12 protein-coding genes are annotated in these 15,089 nt (G+C 65.0%); 6 read left to right on the top strand and 6 right to left on the bottom strand.

What is annotated here, in order from left to right:
* Genes rnfG through DESPIG_RS07980 form a run of 5 tightly spaced genes read left to right on the top strand, consistent with a single transcriptional unit; the run spans window position 1 to window position 3,876 of the window.
* A complete protein-coding gene (rnfG, locus tag DESPIG_RS07960; protein ID WP_006007236.1) occupies window positions 1–579 on the top strand; it encodes an RnfABCDGE type electron transport complex subunit G in 579 nt (192 codons plus the stop codon).
* Between the two features lie 10 nt (window positions 580–589).
* Window positions 590–1,270 (top strand): electron transport complex subunit RsxE, encoded by a 681-nt coding sequence (gene rsxE / locus DESPIG_RS07965; protein WP_006007238.1) that lies wholly within the window; start codon window positions 590–592, stop codon window positions 1,268–1,270.
* A 27-nt stretch (window positions 1,271–1,297) separates the two neighbouring features.
* The gene (locus tag DESPIG_RS07970) at window positions 1,298–1,873 is read left to right on the top strand and encodes an electron transport complex protein RnfA (RefSeq protein WP_006007240.1); all 576 of its coding nucleotides are present in this window, start codon (window positions 1,298–1,300) and stop codon (window positions 1,871–1,873) included.
* A gap of 49 nt (window positions 1,874–1,922) precedes the next feature.
* A complete protein-coding gene (gene rnfB, locus DESPIG_RS07975) occupies window positions 1,923–2,855 on the top strand; it encodes an RnfABCDGE type electron transport complex subunit B (protein ID WP_006007242.1) in 933 nt (310 codons plus the stop codon).
* A complete protein-coding gene (locus DESPIG_RS07980; RefSeq protein WP_006007243.1) occupies window positions 2,848–3,876 on the top strand; it encodes an FAD:protein FMN transferase in 1,029 nt (342 codons plus the stop codon). The genes rnfB and DESPIG_RS07980 overlap by 8 nt, the downstream gene beginning before the upstream one ends.
* Before the next feature lie 313 nt (window positions 3,877–4,189).
* Here DESPIG_RS07980 and DESPIG_RS07985 read toward each other — a convergent pair whose 3' ends face one another.
* The 4 genes from DESPIG_RS07985 to DESPIG_RS08000 all read right to left on the bottom strand — a co-directional run bounded on the left by DESPIG_RS07985 (window position 4,190) and on the right by DESPIG_RS08000 (window position 11,077).
* Window positions 4,190–4,600 (bottom strand): OsmC family protein, encoded by a 411-nt coding sequence (locus DESPIG_RS07985; protein WP_006007247.1) that lies wholly within the window; start codon window positions 4,598–4,600, stop codon window positions 4,190–4,192.
* Between the two features lie 209 nt (window positions 4,601–4,809).
* Window positions 4,810–6,120: a malic enzyme-like NAD(P)-binding protein gene (locus tag DESPIG_RS07990; protein ID WP_006007250.1), complete on the bottom strand. Its 1,311-nt coding sequence runs from the start codon at window positions 6,118–6,120 to the stop codon at window positions 4,810–4,812.
* Between the two features lie 706 nt (window positions 6,121–6,826).
* The gene (panD, locus tag DESPIG_RS07995; protein WP_006007251.1) at window positions 6,827–7,330 is read right to left on the bottom strand and encodes an aspartate 1-decarboxylase; all 504 of its coding nucleotides are present in this window, start codon (window positions 7,328–7,330) and stop codon (window positions 6,827–6,829) included.
* Window positions 7,331–7,510: 180 nt separating this feature from the next.
* Window positions 7,511–11,077 (bottom strand): FAD-binding and (Fe-S)-binding domain-containing protein, encoded by a 3,567-nt coding sequence (locus DESPIG_RS08000; protein WP_006007253.1) that lies wholly within the window; start codon window positions 11,075–11,077, stop codon window positions 7,511–7,513.
* Between the two features lie 264 nt (window positions 11,078–11,341).
* Here DESPIG_RS08000 and DESPIG_RS08005 point away from each other — a divergent pair, with 264 nt between their 5' ends.
* Window positions 11,342–12,445: a hypothetical protein gene (locus tag DESPIG_RS08005; RefSeq protein WP_006007257.1), complete on the top strand. Its 1,104-nt coding sequence runs from the start codon at window positions 11,342–11,344 to the stop codon at window positions 12,443–12,445.
* 130 nt (window positions 12,446–12,575) lie between these two features.
* Here the strand turns inward: DESPIG_RS08005 and lepA are convergent, their stop codons facing one another.
* Window positions 12,576–14,381 carry a translation elongation factor 4 gene (gene lepA / locus DESPIG_RS08010; protein WP_040369708.1) on the bottom strand — a complete coding sequence of 602 codons (1,806 nt, stop codon included), beginning with the start codon at window positions 14,379–14,381 and terminating at the stop codon, window positions 12,576–12,578.
* A gap of 300 nt (window positions 14,382–14,681) precedes the next feature.
* Window positions 14,682–15,083: a F0F1 ATP synthase subunit epsilon gene (locus DESPIG_RS08015; RefSeq protein ID WP_006007261.1), complete on the bottom strand. Its 402-nt coding sequence runs from the start codon at window positions 15,081–15,083 to the stop codon at window positions 14,682–14,684.
* Window positions 15,084–15,089 lie beyond the last annotated feature (6 nt).

Below are 15,089 nucleotides of genomic sequence, written 5' to 3' on the forward strand. Positions count from 1 at the left end.
ATGGCCGATATCCTGCGAATGATCGTCGTCCTGTCAGCCCTGTGCGGCCTTTCGGGCTTTGCCCTGTCCTACCTCAAGATGGTCACTGCGCCCGTCATCGAGGAACAGGTGCTGACCTATGTGCAGGGACCGGCCATTGCCGGGGTGTTCACTGATATCGACAACCAGCCCATCGCCGACCGCAAGGCCTTCGAGACCGAAAAAGGCCGGGTGCTGGTCTTTCCCGCCATGCGTGACGGGAAGCTGGTGGGCGTGGCCCTGGAAGCCAAGGGCAAGGGCTACGGCGGTGACGTGGGCGTGATGGTGGGCTTCAATGTGGCCAACGACACGCTGGCGGGCATCGGCACCACCACCCTCAAGGAAACGCCCGGCCTGGGCATGCGTATCGCGGAGCCCGGCTTTACCGGGCAGTTCAGGGGCATCGCCGCGCCGGTGGGCCTCAAGAGCCAGGGGGGCAGCATCGACGGCATCTCCGGCGCCACCATCTCCTCTTCGGGAGCGGTGACGGCCGTGAACCTGGCCGCCGAGGCCTACAAGGCCCTCAAGCCTGAAATCCTCAAGACCTGGGGCAACAAATAAGGAGCCGGCCATGAGCAGCGTCATGCAAGAATTCACCAAGGGGCTGTGGAAGGATCTGCCTCCCTTCCGGCTGGTGCTTGGTCTGTGTCCCACGCTGGCGGTCACCAACTCCGCCAACAACGGCCTGGGCATGGGTGCGGCGGTCATCTTCGTGCTCGTGCTCTCCAACATGATCATTTCCATGGTGCGCGGCATCATCCCCAAGAAAGTGCGCATCGCCTGCTTCATCGTCATCGCGGCCTCGCTGGTGGTGGCGGTGGAACTGCTCATGCAGGCCTATGCCTATCCGCTCTACCAGCAGCTGGGCATCTTCGTTCCGCTCATCGTGGTGAACTGCATCATCCTGGCCCGCGCCGAGGCCTTCGCCGCCAAGAACGGCGTGGCCGCCTCGGTGGCCGACGGCCTGGGCATCGGCCTGGGCTACACCATGTCGCTGACCTTCCTGGGTTCGCTGCGCGAGATCCTGGGCAACGGCACCTGGTTCGACCATCCGGTCATGTGGGACGGTTTCCAGCCGTTCGCCATCATGGTGCAGGCCCCCGGCGCCTTCATCTGCCTGGGCCTCATCCTGGCCATCATGAACGTCATCAATGTCTGGCAGGCGCGCCGCAAGGGCGGCCAGGTGGTGGAAACCTCCAGCTGCGGCGGCTGCAAGGCGTGCAGCATGCTCCAGCAGCGTCAGGAACAGTAGCCCGCGGGCTTTCGCAAGGATGCGCGTATGGATATCTTCCAGCTTTTCATCTCGGCCATCTTCGTCAACAACATCGTGCTGGCCCAGTACCTGGGCAACTGCCCCTACCTTGGCTGCTCCAAGGAAAAAGGCGTGGCCCTGGGCATGGGCGGCGCGGTGATCTTCGTCATCATCGTGGCCACGGCCTGCACCTGGCTCATGCAGCGTTACGTGCTGGAGCCCTTTGGCCTGGGCTACCTGCAGACCATCGTCTTCATCGTGGTCATCGCCTCGCTGGTGCAGTTCGTGGAGATGTTCCTCAAGAAGATGGTGCCGCCCCTGTATGCGGCCCTGGGCATCTTCCTGCCGCTGATCACCACCAACTGCGCCGTCATGGGCGTGGCCATCCTGGTGCAGCGCGAGGAATACGACCTGCTCACTTCCGTACTGTACGGCGCGGCCTCGGCCGTGGGCTTCACCCTGGCCCTCCTGCTCATGGCGGGCATCCGCGAGCGGTTGGATACCTGCCGTCTGCCCAAGGCCATGGCCGGGACGCCCATCGCCCTCATCATGGCCGGCCTGATGTCGCTGGCTTTCATGGGCTTCAAGGGCATGGCGCAATAACGCGGACTACGGGCTTTTGACTGCCGCTGGGCGGCAAGGAGAGGCATATATGGTTTTCGTTTCCATCATCACCCTGTTCGGATTGGGGCTCGTGGCCGCCATCCTGCTGTCCATCGCCTCGCGCGTCTTCTACGTCAAGGAAGACCCGCGGGTGGAGGCCGTGCTGGAGGTCCTGCCCGGGGCCAACTGCGGTGGTTGCGGCTTTGCCGGCTGCGAAGGGTACGCCGCGGCCGTGGTCTCCGATCCCGACATCCCGGCCAACAAATGCTGCGCGGGCGGTGCCGATACGGCCATCGCCGTGGGCGAGCTGACCGGCAAGACCGTGGCCGAGGCGGAGCCCCTGTTCTCGCTGCGGCGCTGTGACAAGCTGGCCGGCAATGTGGCCCTGCGCTACCAGTATCAGGGCATGCCCTCCTGCGCGGCGGCGGCCATGCTGCGCGGCGGCACCGATACCTGCCACTGGTCCTGCATGGGCTTCGGTGACTGCGTGCAGGTCTGCCCCTTCGACGCCATGCAGGTCAAGGACGGCGTGGTGCGTGTGGACATGTCCCGCTGCACGGGCTGCGGCATGTGCGTTTCGGCCTGCCCGCGCGGGGTGCTGGAGCTGGTGCCGCGCCGCCATCGTGTGGCCGTGTTTTGCAATACGCGCGACAAGCTGCGCGCCGTGACCGAAGTCTGTGACGCGGGCTGCATCAATTGCGGCCGCTGTGCCAAGGCCTGCCCGGCCAAGGCGGTGAGCAACGTGGCCGGCCGCATGGTGGTGGACCAGATCAAGTGTGTTTCTTACGGGCCCGATTGCGGTGAGGCCTGCGTGGAGGCCTGTGCCCGCCACATCCTGCGCCGTACCTGCCCCACGGGCATCGAGGCCGCCAATGTGGCCAGGATGAAGGATGACAGCGATGGCGACGGCGCTGCTGGGGGCGGCACCGTGCCTGTGACCGGAAAGAACGACCGCCCCGCACAGGAGAACTGCAATGCCTAAGACCTCTCGCCGAGATTTTTTGCGCTGGACGCTGGCCGGCAGCGGCCTGCTGCTGGCCGGTGCGGCCTCCGTCCTTGAGCCCGCGCCCGCTAGGGCCGTGACGCGCCTTGGCGCGCCCGCGCAGCAGACGGCCCTGTTCATGGGCACCATGGTGAGCATCACCGTGGCCTGTCCGTCGTCCACCCAGGCCCATGATGCCATGGATCTGGCCTTTGCCGAGGGGCGCCGTCTGGAAGCCCTGCTGACCCGGCATGACGCGGCGGCCCCCCTGGGCGTGCTCAACAGCCAGGGCAGCCTGCGGGACGTGCCGCCCGAGCTGCTCAATGTCTGGCAGCGGGCCCACGGCATCTGCCACCTGACCGGCGGTGCCTTCGACGCCACGGTCCTGCCGCTGGTGCGCCTGCTGGAGAGCCGCAGCAATCCCGAAGGCGAGCTGGAGCTGGCCGAGAGCGATTTGCGCGAGGCCCTGGCCCTGGTGGATACCGATGCCGTCTATGCCGGTCGCGACGGGATGCGCCTGGAACGGCAGGGCATGGGCCTGACCCTGGACGGCATCGCCAAGGGGCATATCGTGGACGCCATGTCCGCCGTGCTGCTGCGCGCGGGCTGCGAGAACCACCTCATCAATGCCGGGGGCGACATCCTGGCGCGCGGCCACAAGGCCCCGGGCGTGTTCTGGCGCGTGGCCGTGGAAGACCCGGAAAAGCGCGGCCACTATCCGCAGGTGCTGGAGCTGTACAACCAGGCCATCGCCACGTCCGGCGGCTATGAGATGCACTATGACGCCGAGGGGCGCCATCACCACCTGCTGGATCCGTCCACCGGACGCAGCCCCGTGCTGGGCAGCATGAGCGTGCTGGCCGCCACCTGCATGCAGGCCGATGCGCTGGCCACCGGCCTGTCCGTCCTGCCCGCCGGGGAAGCCCTGACCCTGGCCGACAGCCTTTCGGGCTGCGCCTGCGGCCTGCTGCGCCGGGACGGCCGTTTGCAGGTCTCCCGCCGCTGGCCTGCGGAAGCCTGATGCCGATCGTTCATGGATGTAAAAAGCCCGTCCCCCGCAGGGGACGGGCTTTTTTCGTCTCCGTTTCCGGCCCTTCCGCCTCCCCCAAGCTCGTTCCCGCCTGCTGCGGCATCCTGTCGCCGGCTCCACGAAGGGATGCGGTCAAAGGTGGCAAGAGGATGAGGCAAGGCCGGCGACGTTTTCCCGGCCGCTGGCGGCCATCCGGGTGGAAGGTGACCTGATCCACCGCCGCATCTGATGTGCCGTCGCAAGGCATGAAAAAAGGGAGGACCATGTCCTCCCTTTTGGTTTGTCGTGGGTGCTGCCGTGGGGCCTAGCGGCTCCACTTGAAGGTGAAGACCTGCTCGGTATCGGGGTGCAGGCTCAGATGCACGGGGCAGGTGTGGGCGGCCCGTTCGATCATGGTCTTTTCCTTTTCGGAGAAGTCACGGTCGGGCATGTTGAAGATGATCTCGATCTTGCCGATGCGGCGCGGGTTGGCGCTCATGGTCTTGCTGATCTCGATGATGGTGCCGGTCACGTCCACGCCGTGGTTCCGGCCGTAGATGCCGATGATGGTCATGGCGCAGGCGGCCAGGGCCGTGGCGCAGAGGTCGGTGGGGCAGAAGGCTTCGCCCTTGCCGTTGTTGTCCTTGGGGGCGTCGGTGACGAGCACGGTACCGCTCTGCTGGTGCACGCATTCCACGCGCAGGTCGCCGAGATATTTGGCGATGATGTCTGCCATGAGGGAACTCCTTTTTTTTGCCCCAGAATGCCCTGTCGGCTTCCCGGACGCAAGAGGTATGTCCATAGTCGGGGAAAACATTTTCGGGCCTTCCGGGGGCCTTGTGGCGTTATGGCGGGCCATGGCCCGGATGCCGGGCCGTTCCGCCCATGAAAAAAGGGGAGGCGGATGCCTCCCCAACAAGCTCCCGGAGATGGGAGCAGTCTGTCTTAATCGTTGGCCAGGCGGGCGGCGTCGGCGCGGCGGCGCATGCGGGCCACGCGTTCGCGCAGACCGGCGCGGTAGGCGTCCAGGTCCTCGATGCGGGCGCGGGCCACGCCGCTTTCCATGGCGGCACGGGCCACGGCGGGCGTCACCCATTCGATGATGCGCGGATCCAGCGGGCTGGGGATGATGTAGTCGGGGCCGAAGCTGAACTTCTTGCCGCCGTAGGCCTTGCTTACTTCTTCGGGCACGTCTTCGCGGGCCAGCATGGCCAGGGCCTCGGCAGCGGCCAGCTTCATGGCTTCGTTGATCTCCGTGGCCTGCACGTCCAGGGCGCCGCGGAAGATGAAGGGGAAGCCGGACACGTTGTTGATCTGGTTGGGGCAGTCGGAGCGGCCGGTGCCCATGAGCAGGTCGTCACGGGCGGCCTTGGCTTCGGCATAGGTGATCTCGGGCACGGGGTTGGCGCAGGCGAAGATCACGGGATGCGAGGCCATGCTGCGCACCATGTCCTGCGTGACCAGACCGGGCTTGGACAGGCCCAGGAACACATGGGCGCCCTGCATGGCTTCGGCCAGGGTGGCGTCCTTTTCCTGCGCGAAGGCGGCCTTGGTGGGATGCAGCTTGTCCTGGCGGCCCTTGTGGATCAGGCCCTTGCTGTCGAACATCCAGATGTTCTCGCGCTTGACGCCCAGGCTGACGTAGAAGTTGGCGCAGGCGATGCCGGCGGCACCGGCGCCCACCACCACGACCTTCATGTCTTCCATCTTGCGGCCGGCGATGTGGGCCGCGTTGATGAGGCCCGCGCCGGAGATGACGGCGGTGCCGTGCTGGTCGTCATGGAAGACGGGGATGTTCATGATCTCCTTGAGCTTCTGTTCGATGTAGAAGCACTCGGGGGCCTTGATGTCTTCCAGGTTGATGCCGCCGAAGGTGGGCTCCAGGGTCTTGACCACGTTGATGAGCTCGTCGGGATCGGTGGTGGCCAGCTCCAGGTCGAAGACGTCCACGTCGGCGAACATCTTGAAGAGCATGCCCTTGCCTTCCATGACGGGCTTGCCCGCCAGGGGGCCGATGTTGCCCAGGCCCAGCACGGCCGTACCGTTGCTGACCACGGCCACCAGGTTGCTGCGGGCGGTGAGGCTGGCCGCGGCGGCGGGATCGGCCTCGATGGCGCGGCAGGCATCGGCCACGCCGGGCGAATAGGCCAGGGTCAGGTCGTCCTGGGTCTCGCCCCGCTTGGAGGGCAGCACTTCCACCTTACCGGGGCGGGGCTCCGCATGATATTTCCAGACATCTTCCTTGGTATAGCTCATAGTATCCTCTGCTGCTCGGCTGGAGCGGTGAGATAGTGAAAAACGGGCCCGGACAGGCGCGTGGACAGCGTTCTCCCGTTCTTCTGGCCCGGAAGTCGGGACAGGGGAGGAACGCGCGCTCCCGCGTCATGACGGGCCTTCTCGGCCCCGGGCCGCGGGGCATGGCTGTGTGCCATGCGGTCGCCCGGCCAACACATGATTATAAAAATCCGTTGCTGCTTTCGCAAGTGCGGGCAGGAGGGCGGGTGTCGCCGGTTTCGGGGGAAGGAGGGACCCTTGGCCGGCGCGCAGGGGGCCCTCCTTCCCCCCGGCCCCCATCCTCCCCCCAACGCGCTTTTTTCAGGGAGATGGGCAGGCGCTGTGGCGCGACAGGTTGCGCGCGTCTCAAGGGGCCCCCGGTGCGGCGGGAGAGTGGGGCGGCAGGAAAAAATGCGGGCAAGGCACGGAGGATTCCCGTGCCGTGGGCAAAAGACATGGGAAGAGGGCGCGAAGGAACGGCTGAGCATGATCCGCAGGCACGCTGCCCTGGCATACGGACGGGCGTCGGAGGGCGGGGAAGGAACCGTCAGGCTCCTTGTGGGCAGCCTTCGAAGGGGAGGAGGGCATGAGGAGAAGGGACGTTTCGCCGCCGGGGCCGTCCCGTCACGACGGGGGCGCCATGGGCAAGCAGCGGTGGCCCCTTCCCCCTCATGTCAGAACGGTATGTCTAGCCGATCCATTCCTGGCCGGTGGCCATGTCCATGATGACGAATTCCGTGCCGTCGTCCTTGGCGGCCACGCGGTATTCCAGCTTTTCGGCCACGCGGTTGGGCAGTTCGCCGCTCTGGTCGAAGGTCAGCACGCGGCAGGAAAAGCCATCATGATAGTCGCTGACGGGGATCTCGCGGGAAGAGGCCACGATGATCTCGTCGCCCACCTGACAGGTACGGGCCGCGGCACCGTTGAGGCAGACCACGCCGCTACCGCGCGGACCGGGAAGCACATAGGTCTCGATGCGGGAACCGCTGTGCTTGTTCCAGATATAGACGTATTCCAGCGGCAGTAGACGGGCCGCTTCGAGGATGTCGGTGTCGATGGTGATGGAGCCGTGGTAGTTGAGCTTGGATTCCGTGACCACGATGCCGTGCAGCTTGGCGCCTACGACGCGGATGGTGCCCTGCCCCTGGGGCTGGACACCCACCAGCATGTGGGTGACTTCCTTTCTTTCCATGGCGATTCCTTTGGTCTGTCCGTCATGCGGCAGAGCGTACCGACGGGCAGGGTCTGGAGGAGCCGTCAGGCTCCCGTAAGCGGTTTTGAAGGGTGGGGGGAGCATGAGGGGGGAAGGGGACTTTTTCCGCTGGAAAAGTCCCCTTCCCCCCTCATATCATTTCATCGTCATCATTCCCGTCTAGCACTGGACGATGCGCACGTCGCCGCGGGTCTCGTTGGCGCGGCGGCGGAAGCGCTGGCGGCGGTCCTCACCGTCCACCTGGTTGGCCAGCCATTCCAGCACATGCAACACGGGGTGCTTTTCCTTGAGCTGGATGAGGCAGCGGGCGATGCCGATCTTGCAGGACGGGCAACCCACCAGGATGGGCCCGGCGTAGCAGGCGCCGGTCTGGGGCTGGGGCTCGAAGGCCTGGGCCAGACGTTCCTTTTTGCGGGCGCGCAGCAGGTTGTAGATGGTGGGGGAGGTCACGGCGCCCATGCCGGACTCGCCGCAGCAGCCGGGGATGGTGGAGACCTTGACCTTGCAGAGCTGTTCCAGGGCGCCGGTGAGCTGGGCCTGTCCCTTGAGGGTGGGCACGCCCGCCCATTCGCAGTGGCAGGCCGCATGGTAGAGCACATTGGTGCCGGGGGCCACCGGGGCTTCCATGCTCTCGTGCTGGAGCAGGGGCAGGACGATCTGGCTCACGTCCTTCTGTTCCAGCTGCGGGAACTGCTCGTTGAGCTTCATGCGGGCCAGGCTGTCGCGGCAGGAACCGCAGGCCGTGGCCAGATAGCGCACATCGAAGCCCTGCTTGATGAGGTTGCGCAGCATGGAGGCCAGATACTGGCGGTTCTGGGCCATGTTGTCTTCGTATTCGGTATCCATGCCCGCGGCCAGCAGGGGATAGCCGCAGCACAGGTGGCGCGGCGGCACGGCCACGGCATGGCCGGTGTGCAGCAGCAGCATGATGGCGGCCAGGCCGATGCGGTCATAGAAGAGCGAACCGCCGCAGCCGGGGAAGTAGAGCACGCAGGGCATGCCCGGCGTCACTTCCTTGGGCGCGAACACGGAGCCGCGGTGCAGGCGCAGGGATTCGTACAGGTTGGTGTAGCCCATCTTGGGGCCGCTGCCCGCGAAGATGGGGCTCTGCATGCGCTTCTTCCACACCGAGGGCACCACGCCCAGCAGCTTGTTCTGCACCTTCTGGCCCAGTGAGGCCATCTTGGCCGCCTTGGGCACGCGGGACGACACGTCATGCACCAGCCATTCCAGGGCACGCTTCTTGATGGGATGGCCGCCGGCGTTCTCGTGCTCCAGCAGGGAGCGCAGGGTCAGGGCCACTTCGCCGGACGGGATCTTGACCGGGCAGTTGGCCAGGCAGCGGCCGCAGGCCGTGCAGTGTTCCACCAGGTCGCGCATCCAGCGCAGCAGGTTGTCGTCGATGGCGCCCTTGTTGACCTGCGAGTAATAGACGGCCTCCAGCAGCATGCCCAGCACCATGTTCTTGTTGCGGGGATGGTACTGCATGGAGCGCTCGGGATAGCACATGGAGCAGACCTGCTTGCACTTGCCGCAGCGGGTGCAGACCTGCACCGTGGACAGCAGGCTGATGAGCTTTTCCTTGTCCGGCAGGCCGCTGGCGTGGATGTCGTTGATGAGCCGGTTGAAGGAGAAGGTGAAGGGACGCACGGGCAGCTCGCGATGCACCAGCTTGGCCGGGTTCATGACGTCGCGGGGGTCCACGCGTTCCTTGAAGGCGCGCAGGGCGTCCATCTTGCTCTTGCCGAGGAAGGAGATCTTGGTGATGCCGATGCCGTGCTCACCGGAGACCTCGCCGCCCATCTCCTGGCATTCGGCCATGACGCGGGCCGCGGTCTCTTCGGCCTCTTCCAGCATGTGGGCGTCGTTGGAGTTGACCGGGATGTTCACATGGCAGTTGCCGTCACCGGCATGCATGTGACTGGCCACCACGATGCGGCTGGCTTCCATGTAATCGCGGATCTTGCCGATCTTCTTGTCCAGATGGGCGTACTTCTGGCCCATGCCGGCCAAAAAGGCCTCGGCGCGCTTCCAGAGCTCGGTATCGGAAAGTTCGGCCTGCGGGTTCTCGCCGGACGCCACCTTGGAGGCAAAGGAGAATTCACGGTTGAATTCCTTGTCTTCCATGGGGAAGCCGGGCAGGCGCCCCACTTCCTGCAGGGCGTAGCGGTAGGCCTGGGCCGTGCACTCCAGGTTGAGCTGTTCGAGGAAGAGGGCGAAGTCCGGGATGCGGTCCATGGGGATGACCACGTCCTCGTTGAGCTTGAAGCCGGAGGTGCGCTTGGCGATGGCCGACAGGCGGTGCCGGTCTTCCCAGAAGCGTTCGCCTTCCTTGTCGTCCTGGGCCACGATGATGTCCACGTTGTCCTGTTCTTCCACCACGCAGACGATGTCGTTGACGCACTTGTCCAGCAGGTAGGGGTCGTCGCCGTCCACCTGGAGGATGATGACCGAGATGGGCAGGCCCTCATACTTCTGGGACTTGCGCTTGTACTCGATGGCCTGCACGTACTTGGCATTGAATTCTTCCAGGGCGGACAGGTGGGCGTAGTCGCCTTCCTGACGGATGCGGTTGCGCAGGCCCACCAGCTCGCGCACCACCACGGCGGCGGGGTGCATGGAGCGGCCGAAGAATTCCAGCACCATGACGCGCTTGAACTTGGGCTTGGGGTGGATGATGAAGCAGGCCTCGGTGATGATGCCGTCCACGCCTTCCTTCTGCATGCCGGGCAGGCCGCCCAGGGCCTTGTTGGTCACGTCCTTGCCCAGGCCGGGCAGGCGGATCTCGTCGCCGCGCAGATGGATGACGTTGCGCACGCCGCCGCTGATGTCCTTGACCACGAACACGGCCGTTTCTTCAGGCAGGATCTTGTGGCGGGGATGGTTCTCGCGTTCCACGCTGATGATCTCGCCCGTGGGGGTGACCATGCGCCACCAGAGCAGGTTGTCCAGGGTGGTGCCGTATTCGAAGGCGCTGGGGCCGCCGGCGTTCTCGGAGACGTTGCCGCCGATGGACGAGGCCTGCTTGGAGGCCGGGTCCACGGAGAAGAGCGCCCCGGCCGCGTCCACGGCCTTGATGACGTTCTGGGTGATGGCGCCGGCTTCCACGGTGACGGTCATGTTCTCAAGGTCGATGGGGCCGATCTTGGTCAGGCGGGTGAGGCTGACGATGACCGTACGCTTGCGGGCCGGCACGGCGCCGCCGGTCATGCCGGAACCGCCGCCGCGCGGGATGAGGGCGAACTTCATGTCATTGGCCAGCTTCACCAGGGCGGCCACCTGTTCGGCGCTGTCGGGCTCCACCACCAGCAGGGGCAGTTCCATGCGCAGGTCCGTGGCGTCCGTGGCCGAGGCCACCAGGGCGGAGGGCGAGGAAAGGATGCACTCGCCGGGCAGGATGTTGCGCAGGGCGGAGATCAGCTCTTCGCGGAAGCTGCGTTCGGCCTCGTAGGCGGACCAGAACATGGTGATGCCTTCGCCGATGGCGTTGGCGAAATAGTGGGCCAGGGCCATGGATTCCCGTTCGAAGCGGGCGTGCACGCTGTGGCGCACGGTCTCCACGTTGATGAAGGGGTTGTAGGCCACCAGGAACAGTTCTTCGGCAATGGCAATGGCCAGATGCCGCACAGACTCGGGCCACTCCGCGAAGTCGTCGATATTGATACGCAGGATGCGGTTGACCACATAGTCAGGTGAGATGGATATGTGCGGACCCTTGTGAGCCATGGCGTAGGTACCTCGTTGTCTTCTGCATTTTCCTTGTGCGCGTGCCCGGGCGGGCCGGATGCACAAGTGGAGAAACCTTGTTTTTTACTGCTATTGGCCGCGCAAGGCAAGCACGCCCCCATACTGGGGGCGCTGTCTTCACCAGGAAGGAAAAATGCGTCAGGAACGATTCCTGTCATGCCTGTCATGCCTTGTCCTCTTTACATTTTGGCGAAGTTGAAAGATGCTGTGCGCCACACCTGATCCCCGGAAAGGAGACTCCCCATGCTGCTCAAGCTGCAATGGCTCACAGATATTTTTGACTGGTTGCACCACAATTGGGAGCGTACCCACGTCCAGCGCAAGGTGGCGCTGGTCATCTTCTGGATCTACGTGGCGGCTCTGTGCTGCGTGGAGCTCAAACGGCAGGGCATGCTGCCGCCCGCCCTGGCCCAGCTGACGCCCCACAGCCACTTCAGCGCCATCCAGCTGGCCTTCACCCTGATCCTGGGCCTGGAGGTCATGAGCCTGATCTTCATCATCTCCACGTCCTTTTCACGGTCCGTGGGCAAACAGTTCGAGATCCTGGCCCTGATCCTGCTGCGCAATGCCTTCAAGGAACTGGCGCACCTGCCCGAGCCGGTGAGCATCGCCGGCAACCTCGATCCCGTCATCCATATCGCGGTCACGGCGCTGGGGGCCCTGGGCATCTTCGTGGCCCTGGGCATCTACGGGAAGCTGGCCTCCAGCTATGCCTACATCCAGAGCCCGGAGATGCGCATGCGTTTCGTCATCAGCAAAAAGCTGCTCTCGCTGACGCTGTTCGTCATCTTTTTGGGCATCGGCATCCGGGATGCCTGGATCCACATCCACACCGGCGAGGACATGCGCTTTTTCGAGACCATCTACACGGTGCTGATCTTCGCCGACATCGCGCTGGTCCTCATCTCGCAGCGCTACATGCCGTCCTTCCATGCCGTGTTCCGCAACTCCGGCTTCGTCATCGGCACGTTGATGATGCGTCTGGCCCTTTCGGCCACCCCGCCGTGGGACACGGCCGCCAGCCTGTTCGCGGCCGCCTACGTGCTGGCCCTGACCTGGGCCACCAGATACTTCCGGCCCGCGGCCCTGCGGGGGCCCCAGCTGCCCGCCTCCTCCCGCGAGACGGAGCATCTGCCCCCGTCCTACGGCAAGGTGCCGGAAGCCACGGAACCGCGTGAGGGCGTGCTCTACGGCAAGCCGCATCTGGAAGCCTGGCGGCAGCGCCGCAAGAACCGTGAGGCGGCCTTGCCCGTGGCGCGGGAAGAATGCGTGTTCGGCGCTGCGGAACGCCGGGCCCGGCGCACGATGCCCCGTCCTCCGGCCGGGAAAAAGAAAGCCGCCAACTGACGGACTGTGCCGAGAGGTGGACACTGGCCGGCGGGCGCCTGTCCATCCCCGGTCACGTCCGGTCGTGATGCATGAAAAAAGGCCACCCTGATGAAGGGTGGCCTTTTTTCGTCCGTACAAAAAACGCTGTTTATTCGTCGCCCACCTTGAGGGCGGCCAGGAAGGCTTCCTGCGGCAGCTCCACGTTGCCCATGCGCTTCATGCGCTTTTTGCCTTCCTTCTGCTTTTCCAGCAGCTTGCGCTTACGGGTGATGTCACCGCCGTAACACTTGGCAGTCACGTCCTTGCGGAAGGCGGACACGGTCTCGCGGGCGATGATCTTCTGGCCGATGGCCGCCTGGATGGCCACCTGGAAGAGCTGGCGCGGGATGGTGCGCTTGAGCTTGAGGGCCAGCGAGCGGCCGTAGGTGTAGGCGCGGTCGCGGTGCACGATGACGGCCAGGGCGTCCACGGGCTCGCTGTTGAGCAGGATGTCCAGGCGCACCAGGTCGGACTCGCGGTAGTCGATGGGCTGGTAGTCCATGCTGGCGTAGCCGCGCGTGCAGGACTTGAGCCGGTCGAAGAAGTCATAGACGATCTCGGCAAAGGGCAGCTCGTAGGTCACCACCACGCGGTTGGCGGCCAGGTAGTGCAGGTTCTTCTGGGTGCCGCGCTTGTCCTCGCAGAGCTTCATGACGTTGCCCACGTATTCGTTGGGCACGTGGATGTCCATGCTCACATAGGGCTCGTAGAGGGCCTTGATCTTGGTGGAGTCGGGCAGGTGGGCCGGGTTGTCGATCTCCAGCGTCTTGCCGTCGGTGGTGTCCACCCGGTAGATGACCGAGGGCGCCGTGGCGATGAGGTCCACCTCGAATTCGCGTTCCAGGCGTTCCTGGATGATCTCCATGTGCAAGAGGCCCAGGAAGCCGCAGCGGAAACCGAAGCCCAGGGCCTGGGAGGTCTCGGGCTCGAAGCTGAAGGCGGCGTCGTTGAGCTGGAGCTTTTCCAGCGCGGCCTTGAGGTTCTCGTAATCGTCGGATTCCGAGGGGTAGAGGCCGCAGAACACCATGGGCTTCACTTCCTTGAAGCCGGGCACGGGCTCGGTGGCCGGATTGGCCGCCAGGGTGATGGTATCGCCCACGCGGGCGTCGCCCAGGGATTTGATGCTGCCGCAAAGGAAGCCCACCTCACCGGCGAGCAGTTCCTTCACGTCCGTGGCCTCGGGCGAGAACACGCCCAGGCGCAGCACTTCATATTCCTTGCCGGTGCTCATGAGACGCACCATGTCGCCCAGCTTCACCCGGCCGTCCACCACGCGGAAGAGCACCACCACGCCTTGGTAGCTGTCGTACCAGGAGTCGAAGATCAGGGCCTTGAGGGGGGCGTCCAGGTCGCCGCCCGGCGCGGGCAGACGGTGGACGATGGCTTCCAGCACGGCGTCCACGCCCAGGCCGGTCTTGGCGGACACGGGCAGGGCATCGGTGCAGTCCAGACCGATGGCCTCCTCGATCTCTTCCTTGACGCGGTCCACTTCGGCGCTGGGCAGGTCGATCTTGTTCAGCACGGGCACGATCTCGTGGTCGTGGTCCAGCGCCAGATAGACGTTGGCCAGGGTCTGGGCCTCCACGCCCTGGGTGGCGTCCACCACCAGCAGCGCGCCTTCGCAGGCGGCCAGGGAGCGCGACACTTCGTAGTTGAAGTCCACGTGTCCGGGCGTGTCGATGAGGTTCAGCTCATATTCCTCTCCGTTGGCAGCCACATAGGGGATGCGCACGGTCTGCGCCTTGATGGTGATGCCGCGCTCGCGTTCCAGATCCATCTTGTCCAGGTACTGCTGGCGGGCCTCACGCTGGCTGACGACCTTGGTCAGCTCAAGGATGCGGTCGGCAAGGGTGGACTTGCCATGGTCGATATGGGCGATGATGCAGAAATTGCGAATATGATCCAGACTGGGCATGGGACTCGTGACTGTGACCGCGCCGAAAGCCGCGGGAAGAGGTGCAGGCAGGGCCGTGCCCTGCCGGAAAAGTGCAATATTATATCGGCAACCGGCGGCAAAGTCCATGGCCCGGCATCGGGAGGGATGGAGAAGGGGGAGGCGCAGGGATGATGCCTGCCATGATGACCGTCCGTGGCAATGCCGCTGGCGATGCCCCGGGCGACCGCGGCAAGGATGCCGGGAGGGCAGACCCCGCAAGACGCGAAAAGGGGCCGGAAGTTTCCTTCCGGCCCCTTTGTTTATCGGATCAGGGAGGCGCTAGCGCAACTGGGCCACATGCAGGCGCTCGACGGCGCGCTGCAGAGCGGCTTCCGCTCTGGCATGGTCCACATCATCGGCCTGGCTGGCCAGGCGCTTTTCGGCGCGCTCCTTGGCGGCCTGGGCGCGGGCGGTATCGATATCTTCGGCCAGTTCGGCCGATTCCGCCAGCACGGTCAGGACCTTGTTGTTCACATCGGCAAAGCCGCCGGAGATGAACACGTTGTGCTGCTTGCCGCCTTCAGTATAGCGCAGGTTGCCAATCTTGAGGGCAGAGAGCAGGGAGACGTGATGCGGCAGCACGCCAAACTCACCCATGACGCCGGGGCACACGGCCATTTCCACCTGAGCGCTGACAACGGTCTTGTCAGGTGTCACCACTTCCAGTTGCAGCATGCTCATGGGCGC

Origin of the sequence: Desulfovibrio piger ATCC 29098 (assembly GCF_000156375.1) — a bacterium.
Taxonomy (GTDB): domain Bacteria; phylum Desulfobacterota; class Desulfovibrionia; order Desulfovibrionales; family Desulfovibrionaceae; genus Desulfovibrio; species Desulfovibrio piger.

What these genes read in the sequence shown, in the direction of transcription:
- rnfG (WP_006007236.1), top strand. Translation starts at nt 1, where the DNA reads ATGGCCGATATCCTGCGAATGATCGTCGTCCTGTCAGCCCTGTGCGGC.
- rsxE (WP_006007238.1), top strand. Translation starts at nt 590, where the DNA reads ATGAGCAGCGTCATGCAAGAATTCACCAAGGGGCTGTGGAAGGATCTG.
- DESPIG_RS07970 (WP_006007240.1), top strand. Translation starts at nt 1,298, where the DNA reads ATGGATATCTTCCAGCTTTTCATCTCGGCCATCTTCGTCAACAACATC.
- rnfB (WP_006007242.1), top strand. Translation starts at nt 1,923, where the DNA reads ATGGTTTTCGTTTCCATCATCACCCTGTTCGGATTGGGGCTCGTGGCC.
- DESPIG_RS07980 (WP_006007243.1), top strand. Translation starts at nt 2,848, where the DNA reads ATGCCTAAGACCTCTCGCCGAGATTTTTTGCGCTGGACGCTGGCCGGC.
- DESPIG_RS07985 (WP_006007247.1), bottom strand. Translation starts at nt 4,600, where the DNA reads ATGGCAGACATCATCGCCAAATATCTCGGCGACCTGCGCGTGGAATGC.
- DESPIG_RS07990 (WP_006007250.1), bottom strand. Translation starts at nt 6,120, where the DNA reads ATGAGCTATACCAAGGAAGATGTCTGGAAATATCATGCGGAGCCCCGC.
- panD (WP_006007251.1), bottom strand. Translation starts at nt 7,330, where the DNA reads ATGGAAAGAAAGGAAGTCACCCACATGCTGGTGGGTGTCCAGCCCCAG.
- DESPIG_RS08000 (WP_006007253.1), bottom strand. Translation starts at nt 11,077, where the DNA reads ATGGCTCACAAGGGTCCGCACATATCCATCTCACCTGACTATGTGGTC.
- DESPIG_RS08005 (WP_006007257.1), top strand. Translation starts at nt 11,342, where the DNA reads ATGCTGCTCAAGCTGCAATGGCTCACAGATATTTTTGACTGGTTGCAC.
- lepA (WP_040369708.1), bottom strand. Translation starts at nt 14,381, where the DNA reads ATGCCCAGTCTGGATCATATTCGCAATTTCTGCATCATCGCCCATATC.
- DESPIG_RS08015 (WP_006007261.1), bottom strand. Translation starts at nt 15,083, where the DNA reads ATGAGCATGCTGCAACTGGAAGTGGTGACACCTGACAAGACCGTTGTC.